This window comes from Mucilaginibacter sp. SMC90, from assembly GCF_022811725.1.
Taxonomy (GTDB): Bacteria; Bacteroidota; Bacteroidia; order Sphingobacteriales; family Sphingobacteriaceae; genus Mucilaginibacter.
In genome coordinates this window covers 6,930,703-6,950,033 of sequence record NZ_CP094527.1, presented here as the reverse complement: position 1 = coordinate 6,950,033, position 19,331 = coordinate 6,930,703, and the positions used below count along the sequence as shown (strand labels likewise).

The window sequence follows — 19,331 nt, the reverse complement described above, 5'->3', positions numbered from 1 at the left end:
CAACAAATAATATATGGATCTGCAAAGTATTGAAATGCGCAACCTGGAGGTACAGGACTACCAGGAGCTTAAAAAATCAATGAAATCGGCCTATATGGATATGGATGAGGATTATTGGGATGCCAATTCTATCCGCAAGCTCATCAAAATATTCCCCGAAGGGCAGATCTGTATTACTGTTAATGATATGGTTGTAGGCTGTGCGCTGGCAATTATTGTTGACTATCAAAAATTTGGCGACAACCACACCTACAAACAAATTACCGGCGACAGCTCCTTTAAAACCCATAATGACAAGGGCGATGTGCTATATGGTATCGATGTGTTCATTCACCCCAAATACCGTGGATTACGCCTGGCCCGCAGGCTTTATGACGCCCGAAAAGCGCTTTGCGAAAAGCTGAACCTGAAAAGCATCATTGCTGGCGGCCGCATTCCCAATTACCAGAAATTTCAGAACGAGCTTACGCCACGCCAGTATATTGACAAGGTGAAGTACAAGGAGATCTATGATCCTACGCTTTCCTTCCAGTTATCCAACGATTTTCACGTACGTAAGGTATTGAGAAACTATCTGCCGGAGGATAGTCGCTCCAAAGGTTTTGCTACACTTATTGAGTGGAATAATGTGTATTACGAAGAGGTAAGCGATGCCATTAACCACAAAACAGTAGTGCGCATTGGTTTGGTACAATGGCAGATGCGATCATACAGCAATATCAGCGAGCTTATGAAGCACGCCGAATATTTTGTTGATGCCGTGAGCGATTACCAGGCCGATTTTATCCTGTTCCCCGAGCTGTTCAATACACCGCTTATGGCCGATTATAACCACATGGATTCGGCCAAGGCTATGCGCGAACTGGCCAAATATACTCAGCCCATTATCGAGGAATTTTCAAAACTGGCGGTATCGTACAATGTGAACATCATAGCGGGCAGTATGCCTTATATTTTTGAGGAATCGTTGTATAATGTATCCTACCTGTTCAGGCGTAACGGCAGTATGGAGGAAGTTTACAAAATTCACCCAACTCCGGCCGAGATCAGCTCATGGGGCATGCGCGGCGGTGATGAGGTGAAAGTTTTTGACACCGATTGCGGTAAAGTAGGCATCCTGATCTGTTATGATGTGGAGTTTCCGGAACTATCGCGAATCCTGGCTGGTCAGGATATGCAGATCCTTTTTGTGCCCTTCCTTACCGATACCCAAAATGGTTACAACAGGGTTAAATTTTGCGCCCAGGCCCGCGCGGTGGAAAACGAATGTTATGTGGCTATAGCCGGCTGTGTAGGTAACTTGCCTAATGTAAATAATATGGGTATCAGCTACGCACAATCGGCAGTGTTTACGCCTTCGGATTTTGGTTTCCCGACCAATGGTATTCAATCGGAAGCTACGCCTAATACCGAGATGATAGTTATTGCCGATGTTGACCTGTCATTGCTGGATGAGTTGCATGAATATGGCAGTGTACAAAATATCAAAGACAGGCGCACGGATTTATATAACATTACTTTTAACGGGAAGAGGGTGTAAGTTTTATCTACATTTCAGAAAACTGTCCCCTCAGGGTCTCTCGCGGAGGACCCTGAGGTTCTACATTGCTATAAATCTGAGCCAATCATATAGTATATTGTAGGATTGGAACCTCTCATTCTTTTCAAATACAAATAATGTTATGGCAATTGAAATAAAATATAAAAATTCATTGGGTGTAGAAGTATCCGCTCAACAGGCTAACCTCTTACAAGGTGATTACAGTTCTGAACACTATGTCGACGATGTTTTAAAAAAAATTGACATATATGAGTACGGAGAATTAAGTACCGGAGAGTATTATTTGTCAGAGGGGGAAAATCTAAAGAGCGTGCTTGCGGAATACCAGTCGCTATGGAGGTCCGGAACGTTCTTTACCAATAAGCAACAAGTAGGAAATTATACCGTCATGGACTGGGGGCTTTATGAAAAAACAGAAAAGTTAGAAGAAGGACGAAAGGTCTGGGATAACCAGGGTCGAATTATTGCGGAGGGACATGTTGATGTTGCAACACATCATGTCCTATACACGGTTAAATATTTTTATCTAACAAACTTTGGAAGTTTTGTATATACAGATAGGGTCCTTAACTATGGTACACTTGAGTTTGCTTATGGTCTTAGTGAGCCAGATGAAATTACGGTATTGATTAATTTGCCCGATTTCGATAATGAAATATATTATATAACGGAAGAGGAAAATATTTTAAATCATCCTCTTATAGCTCCTTTATTCTCATGGGATACTCAAACTTATTATCATTCTGATCAGCTGTTGCCTATTTAGAAGTGGTGATCGTATCGCATCATTTTATACGCCACGCCAGCTGCTATGTGTCTCACTGGTTTTTGTCCCATCAGGGTCTCTCGCAGAGGACCCTGAGGTTCTACGCCATGCCAGCTGCTATGTTTAATTAGAGTAGTCTCACTGGTTTCACATGATTTATATCTGCCCAAAAATTCCGGTAATCATTAATAATTACAAGTTCATGAGTTTTTGCCAAATGATAGAAAGTTGCGCTACTATGTGGGTATTCGGTAAAGTCATTACAAAGAGACCATTTTCCTGATACCGGATTATGATGTATATAGTCTATTTTTTGATGAAGAAATGCGGTGGAGTATATTGGTTTGGCATCAAATGATGGTTCAAAAACCTTGTGCTTTTGTCCTTTGGCTTTTTCTTTTTCAGTACACGCCGCCGAAAGCTGATCAAGGATATCGGTTCTGCCTTTTGTTGTTAGTTTTTTAACAAGCTCATAAGCCATAAATCTTTTGCCATTACTTATCATCTTATTAAGTCCACCATCTGTATCGGGCATTTTAATAATCAGATGGACATGATTAGGCATCAATACAAAAGCATGAGTTTGCACCTGATAACGTTCTGCTATAAACCCGAACCAATCATATAGTATGTTATACGATTGTGTGATCTCGAATAAAGGGATCCAGTTATAACATGTAAACGTTATAAACCAGGTTTCGCCGGGATCGTTGTGTAAGGTATGGGTGGCCATGGTTAAATATAAATATAATTATGGATCTTAAGATGATTGTCAACCTCAGAGTCCTCTGCGAGAGACCCTGAGGGGACGGGAAAAAATATCAAAGACAGGCGCACCGATCTGTATAATATTACTTTTAATGGGAAAAGGGTGTAATACCCTCTACTAAAAAACTGTCCCATCAGAGTCTCTCGCAGATTTAGGTTAACCCACGAAATTGTTTTGTTGTTTAATCAGTAAAGCGGCTTGTTTTGCCCCTCTGGGGCAAAGGATATTTTCATAATTTTACACTACTACAAACCTTTTGCACCTCTGGTGCACCTGTCCTTAAGCATATCTCAATTAATAGCTGTCTATTAAATTATAAAAATCCCCCAGAGGGGGAAAAGGTTTGTAGAAATAACGTCCCAGCCTTCACCCGAACCCCAGAGGGGTTCAACTCACGCGGATTATTAAAGCGATTTGAAATCCGATTTTGTGGGTTAACCTAAATCTGCGAGAGACCCTCAGGACGAGAATTACATAGTTTATTCATCAATTTAACTGGCCAACATTTCTCCTTTTAACACTAAATTAGCCGCCATGATCAGGAAAGATAATTTCACCCTTCCCGGCGCCAAGGGGCGGCCAATGCTTATTGATGTTACATACGATGATGTTTTTAAAAACGCGCCGCTGGTAATTTTTGCCCATGGTTTTAAGGGATTTAAGGATTGGGGTACGCATGATCTTTTGGCCCGGTACTTTGCCGAAAAGGGTTTCCGTTTCCTGAAATTCAACTTTTCGCACAATGGCACAACACCCGCCAATCCTTTAGATTTTGCCGATCTGACAGCCTTCGCCGATAATACCGTCTCCATCGAACTGGAGGATTTGGATACCATCATTGATTTTGCCTGCAGCGGCGCAAGCATCCCGGTTGCAAACGGAGTATACCTGATTGGGCATAGCATGGGCGGTGGTGTAAGCATTATCAAAACAGCCGAAGACGCCCGTATCAAAAAGCTGGTGACTATGGCTTCCATATCTGGTTTCCGGAACCTTTGGCCAAAGCAAATAGAGCAGCAATGGCGCTTGCAGGGCGTTTTTTACTTTGAAAATAAACGTACCGGTCAGCAAATGCCAGTGAAGTCAACTTTACTTGATGACCTTGATAATCACCCACTCAGACTGGATATTATCAGGCAGGCAAGCTTGATAACCCAACCATGGCTTATCGTTCATGGCGATGCCGACCCTACTGTACCTGTGAGTCATTCAAATCAATTGCACGAAGCTAATCCTGCTGCCGAATACATCGTGCAAAAAGGAGCCGACCATACTTTTGGCGGCGGGCATCCTTTTGCAGGTGATGCTTTACCTGCTTCGCTGATTGAGTTTTGTGATACGGCAATATCATTCTTAAGTAAATAAAGACGTAAGGCTTTCAACCATTCGTAACTTTTTTGCGTTAGTTATATCATACCTGATATAAGTACTATAATTGCTACTATGAGTTTACCCGCATCGCGTAAAAAAGGACGAAAATATCAAAATACCATACCCACTGACGAAGCCGGCTTTGGCAAAATGATCCCTATTTTGAGGGAATACATGAACAACAAGGCCGAGAATACGCCTAAAAAAACTTTAGGCCCGTTTAAAACGGATCCGTCGGTTTATAGTACTCCGCCCGCATCGGGTTTACGCATTACCTGGATCGGCCATTCCAGTATCCTGATCGAGATCGATGGTAAACGCATTCTTACCGATCCGGTTTGGAGCGACAGGGTTTCGTTTTCGCAATCATTTGGGCCGAAGCGGTTTTTTAACCCACCGATAGCTTTAGAAGATTTACCTCCGCTGGATGCTGTGATCCAGTCGCATGATCATTACGATCATTTGGATAAGGCTACCATTAAGTTTTTTGCTGATAAAAACATCCCCTTTTTCTGTTCGGTAGGGGTTGCGCAATATTTAACAAGCTGGGGTATGGCAGCCAATTTTATCACCGAAATGGATTGGGGCGACAGCGCTATGATCGGCAACGAAATTGTGCTCACGTCAACACCTTCACGCCATTTTTCGGGCAGGGGGATTATCGGGCGAAACGAAACGCTATGGTCTTCATTCGTGATCAAAGGCTCTCAGCATAATATTTATTTTGGTGCCGATTCGGGCTATTCGCCAGAATTTAAGGCGATAGGAGAGGCCTTTGGCCCGTTCGATCTGACCATGCTGGAGATTGGAGCGTACGGAAAATTCTGGCCGGATATACATATGGGGCCTGACAATGCTTCAAACGCGCACCTCGATTTGAAGGGTAAACTGATGATGCCAATTCATTACGGTACGTTTAACCTGGCCCCGCATGCCTGGTACGAACCTATAGAATGGTTAGTGCCGATGGCAAAACAAAAACACATTGATTTATTTGTACCCAAGCCCGGCGAGCCAACTGAAGTAAAAGGTGCCTATAATTCTGATTGGTGGAAGGAATATTTATCTTAGAGGGCATTTTCACCATACGTCATTGCGAGGTACGAAGCAATCCCCGATTGGCAGGTTCGCCCTGTATAGTTCGCGATTGCTTCGTACCTCGCAATGACGTTATAGTTCATAATCCATGTCCCAATCCTACATATTAGTCATCAACGGTAAACCCGAAGGCCCTTTTACAATTCCTGAGCTCAAAGCCCGCGGCATTAAACCCGGCGATTTTGTAAAGACCGATGATATGGTGGATTACAAGGAAGCCCATGAAATTGCCGAATTAAGAGAATTATTCGGTTTTGCCCGGCCTAAACTACTGATGCAGTATTACGGCAGTTTTGATCAGCGCTGGCTGGCTTCGGCGTTGGATTGGTTTATCCTGTTTGGGGTGTTTGTTTTACTTGCAGCAATGGCGGTGTTCCTGTTCATTACGGATAAGCAGGAGCGCATATATGCTTCAATTGGTATAGTTGCTTTTACGCCTATAGGTAAATTTATTTATCATGTGGTGATGGAAAGCTCGGCTAAACAGGCTACTTATGGCAAACAAATGCTTAAAATAAAAGTGGTCGATCTGGATGGAAACAGGATCACCGTTGCCAAAGCCATAGGCCGTAACCTGGCCAAAATATTTTCAGTACTGACTTTTTTTATCGGCTACCTGATAGCCTTTTTTAATAAGCAACAACAATGTTTGCATGACATGATTGCGGGGACGCTGGTGATTAAGGAGAGGTTGGTGTAGAGTGTTTTGTTTACAGAATTCTGTATATTAGCTATATAATTTAAGTCAGATGAAAAAGACCACAGTACTTGAAACCCTCGATTCATTTGAAGATGAGTTTGATACTGAAAAACTGATTGAGCGCCTTTTATTTGTTGAAAAAGTTGAGAAGGGATTGCAAGACGTTAAAGAAGGTAAGGTAATGGATTATAAGGATGTAAAAAGGAAATTCGCAGACAAGTGGAGCAAGTAAACATTGTTATCACCGAATCTGCTTATGAAGATTTATTAGATATAGAAACATACATATCGCAAGATTCTGAGCTAATTGCCAGAAATTTTATCAATAAAATATTTGATAAAATCGATCAGCTTTATAAGTATCCTACATCGGGAAAGTTCGTATCAGAAATTGCAGATAGATCGATAAGAGAATTATTATTGAACAAGTATAGGATCATCTACCAAATAGTTGACGATAAAAATATTAATGTGCTTAGAATTGTACACGGAGCAAGATTGCTGGATATAGAGCTATGAAACGTTAGTTGAATATGAAATCATTAATTGTGCATCCTGAAAATAAAGAGCAATTAGATGCTTTAAAAAAGCTGTTCAAAGCATTTAACCTTTCATTCGATATTAAAAAGACAGTAAAAAAACAAAAGTTGATAAAGTAAAAGATGATGACAACATCGAAAGGTCGTTAACCTAATCATTACAGCCTTTAAACATTACAACTTCCTCCCATCAAACAACTTTCGTATTTTTGCATTCTAATTTCCGTCATTGATGAATACTGATGCTGTTAAAGTGCTGCCCGGCCGTTATTGTAATTCGTTAACCGAATATTCACGCTTTGTTACCCGCGAGGTTAATATTGGTGACGTGCCTATGGGCGGGAATAATCCAATCCGCATACAAAGCATGACCACTACCGATACCATGGATACAATTGGTACGGTTGAGCAGTCAATCCGCATGGTTGATGCCGGCTGCGAGTATGTGCGGATCACAGCCCCCAGTATCAAGGAGGCCCAAAACCTGGCCGAGATCAAAAAACAGCTCCGTGCCCGTGGTTATACTGTGCCGCTGGTCGCTGATATCCACTTTACCCCAAACGCTGCCGAGGTTGCTGCCCGCATAGTTGAAAAAGTGCGTGTGAACCCCGGCAACTATGCAGATAAAAAGAAATTTGATCAGATAGATTATACCGACCTGGAATACCAGGGCGAACTGGAACGCATCTTTCAGAAATTTACACCGCTTGTAAAAGTTTGTAAAGAGTATGGTACTGCTATGCGCATCGGCACCAATCATGGTTCGCTGAGCGACAGGATCATGAGCCGTTATGGCGATACCCCGCAGGGCATGGTTGAATCGGCTATGGAATTTATGCGGATGTGCGAGCAGCTTAATTTTTATAACCTCGTGATCTCCATGAAATCAAGCAATCCGCAGGTGATGGTGCAGGCTTACCGTTTACTGGTTGAAACCATGGTTGCCGAAGGCATGAATTACCCGCTGCACCTTGGCGTAACCGAAGCCGGCGACGGTGAGGATGGTCGGATTAAATCTGCCGTAGGCATAGGTACCCTGTTGGAGGATGGCCTCGGTGATACCGTACGCGTATCCCTCACCGAAGAACCAGAAGCTGAAGCTCCCGTTGCTATTGAGTTGGTTCGCCGTTACACTTTGAGGGAAAAGGCGAAAGGCGAAAGGCAAAAGGCCGAAGCTCCGGGAGAAAATAAAAACCTTTCGCCTTTAACCTTTGACCTTTCACCTTCAAAACATAATCCCTACGAATATAAAAAACGCGAAACCTATGAGGCCAACGCTTTTATCGGCGGCCATTTGGTGCCGAGGGTTGTTGTCGATCTATCTAAAAAGAACCTTAAAGATCCTGCTGTGTTGAACGAGGCCGGTTACCTGTACTCGCCGCTACTGGATAAATATAACATGGCCGAGCAATCGGTTGATTTTGTTTACCTGGCTGATGAATTGCCTTCATTTACCCTGCCGGGCAACTTAAAGCAGCTTTATAATTATAACGTCTGGCAAAAACTGGCTGATAAAACCAACTGTCACCCTGTATTTACCTTACAGGAATACATAAGCGATGTCGACCGTTCATCAAAGCTGAACCTGGTACGTTTAAAACCAACCGATATCGATTCGGATGCATTCGGATCAATCCAACTGGATAACTCGCTGGTACTGGTACTTGAAACGGATGCTTTACACGGGATGGCCGAGCAGCGTTTTTTCTTCTTTAAAATGGAAGAGCTGGGACTTGATGTACCAGTGATTGTGAAGAGAAGCTATTTATTTGAAGTTGAAAGTCGGGAGTCGGGAGTCGGAAGTCAGGAAGAACAGACTCAAGACTTAGAGCTTAAGACTCAGAACTTACAATTATACGCCTCCGCAGATCTCGGCGCTTTATTGGTTGATGGTTTTGGGGATGGCATCTGGATTGATGCGCCAGAACTACCTACAAATGTAATTACCTCTACCGCGTTTGGGATTTTGCAGGCTACCCGCTCACGCATTTCCAAAACAGAATATATTTCCTGCCCAAGCTGTGGGCGTACGCTGTTCGATCTGATGGTTACTACGCAGATGATCAGGAGCCGTACCAGTCACCTTAAAGGATTGAAGATTGGCATCATGGGCTGTATCGTAAATGGTCCCGGTGAAATGGCCGATGCCGATTATGGTTATGTAGGCTCTGGTACCGACAAAATTACCCTGTATCGCGGCAAGGAAGCTGTGAAGAAAAATATCAGTTCGGCCAATGCACTTGATGAATTGATCAATATCATTAAAGGTGATGGTAATTGGATTGATGCCGTGCAGGAGTAATTGTCTGAACCGGGATTTGTTGAATTAAGGAATTTGCAGAATAAGCATGATGAGAAACTTACGAAGTTTTTAAAACTTCGTAAGTTTTCAAGCGATAATCAAAAATGACTTAATGACTAATGACCCAATGACTAAAGCAAGTCAAAGCCTATATCTTTCCTAAAGTACATACCGTCATAATAGATCCGGCTTGCATCGGCAGTTGCCTGGTGCAATGCACTAAACATATTATCCTGTACAGTGGTAATAGCCAGTACACGGCCGCCTGTAGTGATTACATCGTCACCATCCATTGATGTACCGGCATGGAACACGATTGAATCACGCACGTTTTCGGTACCGGTGATCACTTTATTCTTCAGGTATTCGCCGGGATAACCGCCTGCAACCATTACTACGGTGGCAGCTGTTTTAGGGCTGATGATGATCTCCTTTTCGTTCAGGTTTCCTTCGGCAACGCCTAAAAGCAGGTCAACAAAATCCGAATCTATGCGACGCATTACGCTTTCCGTTTCCGGGTCGCCCATACGGCAGTTGTATTCAATTACCCATGGTTCGCCGTCGCTATTCATCAGACCAATAAAAATGAAGCCTTTATAAGGTATGCCATCTTTTTTCAAACCTTCAACCGTAGGGATGATCACGCGTTCTTCTACCTTTTTCATATAAGCGGCATCCGCGAACGGAACAGGAGAAATGGAACCCATGCCACCGGTATTTAAACCCGTATCGCCTTCACCTATACGTTTATAATCTTTAGCTTCGGGTAAAATTTTATAGCTGTTACCATCGGTCATAACAAAAACCGATAGTTCAATGCCTGTTAAAAACTGTTCAACAACCACGCGTGAGCTTGCTTCGCCAAATTTGGCATCGGCCAGCATGGCGGTAAGTTCAGATTGGGCTTCCTCTAAAGTAAGGCAGATCAGTACGCCTTTACCGGCTGCAAGTCCGTCGGCTTTCAAAACTACGGGTAAACCGGCGGTCGCTAAATAAGTCAGGCCATCCTGTAAAGTATCTTTGGTGAATGTTTTATAGGCTGCGGTTGGGATATTATGTTTCTCCATAAACTGCTTGGAGAAATCTTTGCTGCCTTCCAGCTGTGCGCCTTCCTGCTGCGGACCGACAACCGGGATGTTTTTCAATTGCTCATCGGCCAGGAAAAAATCATGAACGCCTTTTACCAGCGGTTCTTCAGGCCCAACCAATACCAGGTTAATATCCTCTTTTAAAACAAGCGCTTTAATACCTTCAAAATCGGTAACCTTAATATTTACGTTTGTACCGTACTGGGTGGTACCGGCATTGCCGGGAGCGATAAAAAGTTTGTCGCACTTAGGGCTTTGGGCTACTTTCCAGGCGAAGGCACTTTCCCTTCCGCCCGAACCAAGAATCAGGATGTTCATGCGGCAAAGATAGTTTTTTTAATAAGCCTTTAATACTATATATGAGGCTACTTGTGTTATAAGTAGTAAATTTACCACATGGCCCGTAGACTCGAAAAGTTTGAAAAGCTCCCGGTATACCAAAAATCGCAGGAATTATTTGACCTGGCAGATGTAATTGCCGAATCATTAAAAGAAGACAGCATGAAAGAACATCTGGCCATCCAGATGTGCAGTAATGCCGCCCTTATCCAGGCAAAAATAGCCGGTGCCGAAGGTGGTAGCCTGTATTCACTGCGGATGCAGAATGCTGTGCTTATTAAGCTGGCAGTGCAGGATATGTTCAACGCAGTTTCCTTTGCATCGATGGTGAAAATCAATGAAGAGGATTACGTGCAGCTGATGCGGGAAAAAGTGGAAGAGTTTCGGCTGGTTTTTGTAGAATGGATCAGGGGGTTTGATAAAACCTACGATATTCCTGATAACTGGGCTATCCGCTTTGATACCAGCACACCCGAACAGGAAAAACTGGAAGAACTGATGTTTGACGAAGACCGCTTTTTTGGCGAGTTTAATGAAGATGAGGAAGACATGGGCAACTTCGATGATTTTGACGACGAAGAGGGATATAATGATGAAAAGGACGACGACAAAAACAATGATGATAAATGAATGATATTTCGGATTTCGGATGTTCGATTTCGGATTTTTTTTCTGAACTCGAATTAAACGAATTAAAGAATTTTTGGAATTTTTTCACCCCGTTGCCGTGTCCTCAAGGCAACTGACCGGCCTAAACGTAGCACATGAATACATGTTGTCGTGAGGACACGACAACGGGGGCGAATCATAACAGTAACAAACACCACAATGTCAATCTTACATCCCGCACGGCGCTTTAAGCCAATATCCTTTCGGCTTTCGGCGCAAAATCTTACATTTGCCTGTCAATTTGGCTCTAATGGCTGCTATGGCGCAATTGTTGAACCGGGTTGTATCATAATAAAATAATATGTTAAATTTTATCAGTAAGCTTTTCGGAAGCAAATCAGAACGGGATGTAAAAAGTATACAGCCTATAGTTGAGAAAATTAAGGCTGAATATGCAAAACTTGGCTCCCTGAGTAATGATGAGCTTAGGGCTAAGACCATATATTTTAAAGAAACCATTGCCGAAGGCCTTTCAGGTATCGACAGTGAGATACAAGCCATTAAAGATCGTACAGAAAACGAGCTTGATATGGATGTAGCCGAAAAAGTTGAGCTTTATACTCAGCTTGATAAGCTTGAAAAAGACCGTAACAAAGAGCTTGAAGATATATTAATGAACATATTGCCGGAGGCATTTGCTGTAGTTAAAGAAACAGCAAGCCGCTTGTCTGCCAATAGTTCATTAGAAGTTACCGCTACCGATTTTGATCGCACACTTGCTGCCCGCAAATCAAATGTTACTATTAAAGGCGATAAAGCCTTCCATAGCAGCACCTGGATAGCTGCCGGTAATGAAGTTACCTGGAACATGGTTCACTATGATGTACAGCTTATCGGCGGTACAGTATTGCACCAGGGTAAAATATCAGAGATGGCTACAGGTGAAGGTAAAACGCTGGTAGCCACGCTGCCTGCATACCTGAATGCCCTTGCCGGACAAGGTGTTCACATCGTAACGGTGAATGATTACCTGGCCCGCAGGGATAGCGAGTGGATGGGCCCGTTGTATGAGTTTCACGGTTTATCTGTTGATTGTATCGACAAACATGAGCCAAACTCGGAGCAGCGCCGTGCTGCTTATTTAGCTGATATTACTTTTGGTACCAACAACGAATTTGGTTTTGATTACCTGCGTGACAATATGACACGCAGCCCCGAAGAGCTGGTACAACGCAAACTGCATTATGCCATGGTGGATGAGGTTGACTCCGTTTTAATTGACGATGCCCGTACACCTTTAATTATATCTGGCCCTATCCCACGTGGTGATGAGCATGAGTTTTACGAACTGAAACCACGCATTGAGCGCCTGGTTAATGCGCAGAAAAACTACATCAACGGTGTGTTGAACGAAGCAAAAAAAGCTATCAACGATGGCAACAATGATGTTGACGGCGGTGGTTTGGCTTTATTACGTGCTTACCGTGGTTTGCCAAAAAATAAAGCGCTCATTAAATTCCTGAGCGAAGGCGGTAACCGTACCATCCTGCAAAAAGTTGAAAATCACTATATGCAGGATCAGGGCAAAGAAATGCCGAAAGTTGACTCCGAACTTTTCTTTGTTATTGACGAAAAAAACAACTCGGTTGAACTTTCTGAAAAAGGTATCGAGCTGATCACCGCATCTGGCGAAGATCCTCACTTCTTTGTGATGCCTGATGTAGGTACCGAAATTGCTGAAATAGAAAAATCAGCTTTAAGCGCCGAAGAAAAGATAGCACATAAAGACGCTTTGATGCGCGATTTCTCTATCAAATCTGAGCGGATCCACTCGGTTAACCAGTTGCTGAAAGCTTATACCCTGTTTGAAAAAGATACAGAATACATTCTTGACGAAGGCAAGGTTAAGATAGTTGACGAGCAAACCGGTCGTGTATTGGATGGCCGCCGTTACTCTGATGGTTTACACCAGGCTATTGAAGCTAAAGAAAACGTTAAGGTTGAGGATGCAACCCAAACCTTTGCAACTATCACCCTGCAAAACTACTTCAGGATGTACCACAAGCTTTGCGGCATGACCGGTACTGCTGTTACTGAAGCAGGCGAGTTCTGGGAAATTTATAAACTTGATGTGGTTGAAATTCCAACCAACTCATCTATTACCCGCGAAGACAGGCAGGATTTAGTTTATCGTACTGTACGCGAAAAATACAACGCAGTAGCCGAAGAGATAGTAACACTTACCCAGGCTGGCAGGCCAGTACTGGTAGGTACAACCTCGGTTGAAATTTCTGAATTATTGAGCCGTATGCTGAAGCTGCGCGGCATCAAACATAACGTACTGAACGCCAAAATGCACCAGAAAGAGGCCGATATTGTGGCCGAAGCAGGTAAGGCAGGCACTGTGACCATTGCTACCAACATGGCTGGTCGTGGTACGGATATTAAATTAGGCCCTGGCGTTAAAGATGCCGGCGGTTTAGCCATTGTGGGTACCGAGCGCCACGAATCGCGCCGTGTTGACAGGCAGTTGCGCGGTCGTTCTGGTCGTCAGGGTGACCCGGGTTCTTCACAATTCTTTGTATCGTTGGAGGATAACCTGATGCGTTTATTCGGATCAGAGCGGATCTCAAGCCTGATGGTACGTATGGGCATTGAAGAGGGCGAGGTTATCCAGCACTCTATGATCTCTAAATCAATAGAGCGTGCACAAAAGAAAGTTGAAGAAAACAACTTCGGCATCCGTAAACGTTTGCTGGAATATGACGACGTGATGAACTCACAGCGTACGGTGATCTATACTAAACGTAAAAATGCCCTGTTTGGCGAGCGTTTGGATGTTGATCTGAGCAACACCATTTTTGATGTGGTTGAGGATATCGTTACAGAATATAAAGAAAGCGCGAACTACGAAGGTTTTACCTTAGAAGTGATCCGTTTGTTCTCTGTTGATATAGAGCTTAGCGCTGATGAATTTGCTGCAAAAACAATTCCGGCATTAACCGATTTGACTTTCCAAACTGTAATGGACTTTTATAAACGTAAACAGGAAGCAGTTGCACAGCAGGCTTACCCGGTTATTAAAGACGTCTATGAAACCCGCGGTCAGTACGTTGAAAATATTGTTGTTCCGTTTAGCGATGGGATCCATGGTATCCAGGTAGCTGTTCCGCTTAAAAAGGCGGTTGAAAACCATGGTCACGAGGTATTCAAATCTTTCGAGAAAAACGTTACCCTGTACCTGATTGATGATGCATGGAAAGAGCACCTGCGCGAAATGGACGAGTTAAAACAATCGGTACAAAACGCCGTTTACGAACAAAAAGACCCATTGTTGGTTTATAAGTTTGAAGCATTTGAATTGTTCAGAGGCATGTTGGCCAACGTGAACAAGGAAATTGTAAGCTTCCTGTTCCGCGGTGGTATCCCGGTTCAGCAGCAGGCCGAAGAGGTAAGGGAAGCAAAGCCTGAACCAAAGCTTGATTTGCGGAAAATGAAAACCACCAAGGCCGAAGTAGTAAGCGAAAGCAACGGTGTGCCGATGGATGATTTCCCTCAGGAGCAGCAAAAAATCACCCCGGTAAGGGTTGAAAACAAAATAGGCCGTAATGACCCTTGCCCTTGCGGTAGCGGTAAAAAATACAAAAACTGCCACGGAGTAGGGCAGAATTAATATAAGCCCGCGAAAGCGGGCTACAACAACCACGTCATTGCGAGGTACGAAGACAACCGACCAAAGGGAGCTCATTAATACCTATAAGAAACAAATTATAGATATTAATAATCCCCGATTGGCAGGTCAACCCGCCGGTTTCAGGAGATTGCTTCGTTCTGCTAACGACAATTAAAAAGTTTTGTCATGCGGAGGGACGAAGCATCGTCTTCGCCCTTTACAGCGCCTCGGCTTATCGAAGAAGATCCTTCGCTATCGCTCAGGATGACAAAGGCTGATTTTTTAAGATGTTAGTTTGTTCCGTTCGGCATGACTGTTTAAAAGAAAATGTACCAAATGAAAAAAGCAGTATTTGATCATCAAGCTAAGCCGGCCATTATCAGATACTGCTTTTTTGTTTTATTACTATTGGCATCAACCCAAACCTTTGCCCAAACCCGTGGCAAAGTTGAGGTGATCAAAGATCCGCTGATGGATAGCCTGATAGCCAAAAGGTTTTCACTAAGCGGTGTAACCGGTACTGATGCAACTGGTGCATCCTTCGGTTACCGGGTGCAGTTTTTCAGCGGCTCCAACCGTAAAGATGCGTACAATGCACAAAACCGGCTTCAACAACAACACCCCGAACTGCGAACCTACATCACCTACCGCGATCCCAACTTTAAAGTAAAAGCCGGTGATTTCCGTACCCGCCTCGAAGCCGAAAAGCTGGTACAGGACCTGCGTTCGTCGTTTTCGAGTATATTCATCATTTCTGAAAAAATAAATCTTCCTAAAACGGATCCTAATAATGATTAAAGAGCAAATACAGGAATTATCCGCAAAAATATTCAACGAGGTAGTGGCCAACCGCCGTCACCTGCATGCCAATCCCGAGCTTTCATTTCATGAATTGCAAACCTCGGTGTTTGTAGCCAATAAGCTTGAAGAGTTGGGTTTGGAATACCATAAAATGGCCGATACCGGTTTGGTAGCCCTCATTAAAGGTGAAAAGCCATCTGATGCAAACAATGTAGTTGCATTACGCGCCGATATGGATGCCTTGCCTATATTAGAAGCTAATGATGTTCCGTATAAATCACAAAACCCGGGAGTGATGCATGCCTGTGGTCATGATGCGCACACTTCATCATTATTGGGTACGGCCAAAATATTAACCGAACTGAAAAGTCAGTTTGCAGGTACCGTTAAACTGATTTTTCAGCCTGCAGAGGAAAAATTGCCGGGTGGTGCCAGCCTGATGATCAAAGAAGGTGTTTTGGAAAATCCAAAACCTGCGGCAGTATTGGGGCAGCATGTAATGCCTTTGATTGATGCCGGTAAAGTAGGTTTCCGTGCAGGTAAATACATGGCATCAACCGATGAGCTTTATGTTACCGTTAAAGGTAAAGGCGGCCATGGTGCACAACCGCAACAAAATATTGATCCGGTTATTATCACTGCTCATATACTAACTGCTTTGCAACAGGTAGTAAGTCGTTTTGCCGATCCTAAAAGCCCATCGGTATTATCCTTTGGCAAAGTTATAGCCAATGGCGCAACCAACGTGATCCCGAATGAGATTTACCTGGAAGGCACTTTCCGTACTATGGATGAAAAATGGCGCGAGGAAGCACACAAGCGCATGAAGAAAATGGCCGAAGGCATTGCCGAAAGCATGGGCGGGAGCTGCGATTTCAATATCATGCGTGGTTATCCATTCCTGATCAACGAAGAAAAACTAACCCATGCCACCCGCGGTCATGCCGAAGATTACCTGGGTAAAGAAAACGTGCTCGACCTGGATATCTGGATGGCCGCCGAAGATTTTGCTTATTACTCGCAGGTTGCCGACAGCTGTTTCTACCGTCTCGGTACCCGTAACGAAGCCCGCGGAATTACCTCATCGGTACACACACCAACTTTTGATGTGGAGGAGGATGCATTTAAAGTAAGCACCGGTTTGATGGCTTATCTGGCGGTTAAGCAGTTAGGAAACTAATTTTTGAGGCGAAAGGCAAAAGGTTAAAGGCGAAAGGTGTAGCTGCACCTTTAACCTTTTGCCTTTAACCTTTTACCTAATTTTACTATGAAAAAACTACTCCTGATCCTTATCCTTGCTTCAACAAGCCTGCTTACAAAAGCCCAGCAAATCAACCGCTTTAACCCGGACACTATCCGTACCATCGTGATTGATTCGCTGGTTGACATCCGCTCGCATAAACTCAACGCGCAGGATTTTATTGATGCTGTGCTGGCCGATACCGGCTTTTACAAAGCTTTTCAGAATATGAAAAGTTTCGGCTTTACTGCCGAAAACCGCATTTTTACTTACGATAATAAGAATAAGGTAAACGGACGCATCTACCGCAAAATACTGCACAGCAACGCTGCCGGTAAACATAAAATTGAATACATAGCAAAAAAGGACAGCAGCGATGTTTACAAAAAGAACGGCAAGTACCAGTTGTACACCGTGGAGATGTTCGACTTTATTTTCATGAACGCCTATAACTCTGATTTCACTAAAGGCGATGCGCTGCCGGGTTCGGGAGGTAAAAATGAATCATACAAAAGCAAACTCAAAGCGCTCATTTTCACACCAGGGCGCAAAATAAACGGCATCCCCTTCATCAGCAGTAAAACGGAAATATTCGGTGATGATATGCGCCAGTATTACTATTATGAGTTTGCACGTGGTAAATACCTTGACACAATCCCGGTTTATCGCTTTAAGGTAAGATGTAAACCCAGCACATCCGACAGTGATACCATGATCAAGGAAATGACCACCATATTTGATGAACGCACCTTCCAAATCCTGGGCCGTTATATCGATATGAAATTCAGCAATATGTTCTTTGATTTTAATGTGCAGATGAACATTGAACTAAATAATTTCCAGGGCGAACCGCTACCTACCAAGATCACCTACCAGGGCAACTGGAACATCCCCTTCCATAAAGAAGAACGCGCGAGTTTTTTGATTGTGCATAAGGATTATAAGAAGGAGTAGAGGTTTGACTAACTAAAGCGGAAAAACCATGTCATTGCGAGCGTAGCGTGGCAATCGCACGGAAGCATGGCCGCTCTGTATAGCATGCGATTGCTTCGTGCCTCGCAATGACATGGTCTTTTTGTATTCCGTAGTTGAGCGACGGCTACAAATTTGATTGTATGACGCTTAATGCTTCACCCGCCAGATCTTGTTCCCTGCATCGTCAGCCACCAACAATGATCCATCCTTTGCTACAGCTACGCCGACCGGGCGGCCATATACTTTTTGTTTGGCGCTATCGGCAATAAAGCCGGTTAAAAAATCTGTTGTTTGTCCGGTTGGTTTATTATTACTGAATGGAACAAAAACAACCTTATAGCCTACCAGTTTTGAACTGTTCCATGAACCATGCTGCCCGATAAAAGCCCCATTATGATAGTCCTGCGGAAAGCTTGTGCCATTGTAAAATGCTAAGCCCAACGATGCTGTATGCGCGCCAAGGGCAACGTCGGGCACGATTGCTTTTTTAACCATTTCGGGGTTAGGATCTTTCTGTTTCAGTACCGGATCTTCATGCTGGCCAAAGTATGCCCAGGGCCAGCCGTAAAAGCCACCATCTTTAACGCTGGTGAGGTAATCAGGCACAAGCTGATCGCCAAGATCGTCACGTTCATTTACGGCTGCATATAAAACGCCTGTTCCCGGTTGAATGTCGATACCGGCCAGGTTGCGTAAACCTGAAGCATAAACACGTTCACCGGTACCATCAAGATTGATTTCCAAAATATCAGCCCGGCGTTTTTCATGTTCTATTCCGTGCTCGGCAACATTGCTGCCAGATCCTACCGAAACGTATATTTTTTTGCCATCGGCACTTAGGTGCAGGTTTCGGGTCCAATGGTTATTATATCCGCCTGCAGGCAAATCCAGTATTTTAATGCCTTTGCCGGTTGCTTTCATTTCGCCCATTTTATAAGGGTAACGCCACAGGGCATCGGTATTGGCTACATAAAACCAATCGCCGGCAATCAGCATCCCATAGGGCTGGTTGAGCCCGCTCAGAAAAACAGTTTTTGAATCGGGGATACCATCCCCATTGGTATCTTTAAATAACAGCACCTTATTGGCGCTTTTGCCCAGATGCTGGGATTTACTTACACCGATAATATCGGCACCTATCTTTTTCAGTCCGGTAACTTCGGTATTGGCTTCAGATACAAAAACATCGCCGTTTGATGCAATATAGATATTGCGTGGGTTATCCAATTCATCAGCATAAAGGCTTACCGAAAAACCTGCCGGTGCAACAGGGGTTTTGCCTTTAGGCCAGCCAATAACATCGCAGTAGTTTTTTACAGCTTTAGTTTCATATGGAGCGGGCAGTTTAACTTCCTGATCGCTTTTATTGATAACCGTATCAGCATTGTTATAGTTAGCCGGCTTTTTGTGTTTACAGGCCAAAAGTGTTATACCAATAATAAAAGGGAATATGATGAGCTTATTTTTCATTTTAGCGCGAGTTTGTATACTAATAGTTAA

The 19,331-nt window shown here is 43.6% G+C and carries 17 protein-coding genes; 14 read left to right on the top strand and 3 right to left on the bottom strand.

Going from position 1 to position 19,331, the window contains the following annotated elements:
- Window positions 1–13: 13 nt before the first annotated feature.
- Both MTO98_RS28960 and MTO98_RS28955 read left to right on the top strand, forming a co-directional pair.
- Window positions 14–1,540 carry a carbon-nitrogen hydrolase family protein gene (locus MTO98_RS28960; RefSeq protein WP_243482499.1) on the top strand — a complete coding sequence of 509 codons (1,527 nt, stop codon included), beginning with the start codon at window positions 14–16 and terminating at the stop codon, window positions 1,538–1,540.
- A gap of 142 nt (window positions 1,541–1,682) precedes the next feature.
- On the top strand, window positions 1,683–2,327 hold the full coding sequence (locus tag MTO98_RS28955) for a hypothetical protein (protein WP_243482496.1): 645 nt from the start codon (window positions 1,683–1,685) through the stop codon (window positions 2,325–2,327).
- Window positions 2,328–2,454: 127 nt separating this feature from the next.
- On the opposite strand, the gene MTO98_RS28950 is transcribed toward MTO98_RS28955, so the two are convergent.
- The gene (locus tag MTO98_RS28950; protein WP_371825389.1) at window positions 2,455–2,862 is read right to left on the bottom strand and encodes a hypothetical protein; all 408 of its coding nucleotides are present in this window, start codon (window positions 2,860–2,862) and stop codon (window positions 2,455–2,457) included.
- A gap of 768 nt (window positions 2,863–3,630) precedes the next feature.
- Here MTO98_RS28950 and MTO98_RS28945 point away from each other — a divergent pair.
- The 7 genes from MTO98_RS28945 (at window position 3,631) to ispG (ending at window position 9,106) form a co-directional block, all read left to right on the top strand.
- The gene (locus MTO98_RS28945; protein ID WP_243482491.1) at window positions 3,631–4,461 is read left to right on the top strand and encodes a S9 family peptidase; all 831 of its coding nucleotides are present in this window, start codon (window positions 3,631–3,633) and stop codon (window positions 4,459–4,461) included.
- Between the two features lie 78 nt (window positions 4,462–4,539).
- Window positions 4,540–5,538, top strand: coding sequence for an MBL fold metallo-hydrolase (locus MTO98_RS28940; protein WP_243482488.1), 999 nt, complete (start codon window positions 4,540–4,542; stop codon window positions 5,536–5,538).
- Between the two features lie 115 nt (window positions 5,539–5,653).
- Window positions 5,654–6,265, top strand: a complete 612-nt coding sequence (locus MTO98_RS28935; RefSeq protein ID WP_243482487.1) for an RDD family protein — start codon at window positions 5,654–5,656, stop codon at window positions 6,263–6,265.
- A 49-nt stretch (window positions 6,266–6,314) separates the two neighbouring features.
- A complete protein-coding gene (locus tag MTO98_RS28930; protein ID WP_091165582.1) occupies window positions 6,315–6,497 on the top strand; it encodes a hypothetical protein in 183 nt (60 codons plus the stop codon).
- Window positions 6,485–6,784, top strand: a complete 300-nt coding sequence (locus MTO98_RS28925; RefSeq protein ID WP_243482485.1) for a type II toxin-antitoxin system RelE/ParE family toxin — start codon at window positions 6,485–6,487, stop codon at window positions 6,782–6,784. Before MTO98_RS28930 ends, MTO98_RS28925 begins: the two co-directional genes overlap by 13 nt.
- 14 nt (window positions 6,785–6,798) lie before the next feature.
- Entirely contained in the window at window positions 6,799–6,924 is a 126-nt protein-coding gene (locus MTO98_RS34335; RefSeq protein WP_256464327.1) for a DUF2683 family protein, read from the top strand.
- A gap of 112 nt (window positions 6,925–7,036) precedes the next feature.
- Window positions 7,037–9,106, top strand: a complete 2,070-nt coding sequence (gene ispG, locus MTO98_RS28920; protein ID WP_243482483.1) for a (E)-4-hydroxy-3-methylbut-2-enyl-diphosphate synthase — start codon at window positions 7,037–7,039, stop codon at window positions 9,104–9,106.
- Between the two features lie 131 nt (window positions 9,107–9,237).
- Here ispG and purD read toward each other — a convergent pair whose 3' ends face one another.
- Window positions 9,238–10,512, bottom strand: coding sequence for a phosphoribosylamine--glycine ligase (purD, locus tag MTO98_RS28915; RefSeq protein WP_243482481.1), 1,275 nt, complete (start codon window positions 10,510–10,512; stop codon window positions 9,238–9,240).
- 78 nt (window positions 10,513–10,590) lie between these two features.
- Between purD and MTO98_RS28910 the strand changes: the two genes are divergently transcribed.
- The 5 genes from MTO98_RS28910 (at window position 10,591) to MTO98_RS28890 (ending at window position 17,810) form a co-directional block, all read left to right on the top strand.
- Window positions 10,591–11,163: a hypothetical protein gene (locus tag MTO98_RS28910; protein ID WP_243482479.1), complete on the top strand. Its 573-nt coding sequence runs from the start codon at window positions 10,591–10,593 to the stop codon at window positions 11,161–11,163.
- Between the two features lie 340 nt (window positions 11,164–11,503).
- Entirely contained in the window at window positions 11,504–14,815 is a 3,312-nt protein-coding gene (secA, locus tag MTO98_RS28905; RefSeq protein WP_243482478.1) for a preprotein translocase subunit SecA, read from the top strand.
- A gap of 336 nt (window positions 14,816–15,151) precedes the next feature.
- Complete coding sequence (locus MTO98_RS28900; protein ID WP_243482477.1) at window positions 15,152–15,613, top strand: SPOR domain-containing protein; 462 nt, start codon at window positions 15,152–15,154, stop codon at window positions 15,611–15,613.
- Entirely contained in the window at window positions 15,606–16,796 is a 1,191-nt protein-coding gene (locus tag MTO98_RS28895; RefSeq protein ID WP_243482476.1) for a M20 family metallopeptidase, read from the top strand. The genes MTO98_RS28900 and MTO98_RS28895 overlap by 8 nt, the downstream gene beginning before the upstream one ends.
- Window positions 16,797–16,883: 87 nt before the next feature.
- Window positions 16,884–17,810, top strand: a complete 927-nt coding sequence (locus MTO98_RS28890; protein ID WP_243482475.1) for a hypothetical protein — start codon at window positions 16,884–16,886, stop codon at window positions 17,808–17,810.
- A gap of 168 nt (window positions 17,811–17,978) precedes the next feature.
- Here the strand turns inward: MTO98_RS28890 and MTO98_RS28885 are convergent, their stop codons facing one another.
- Window positions 17,979–19,301, bottom strand: coding sequence for a sorbosone dehydrogenase family protein (locus MTO98_RS28885; protein ID WP_243482474.1), 1,323 nt, complete (start codon window positions 19,299–19,301; stop codon window positions 17,979–17,981).
- Window positions 19,302–19,331: the final 30 nt, after the last annotated feature.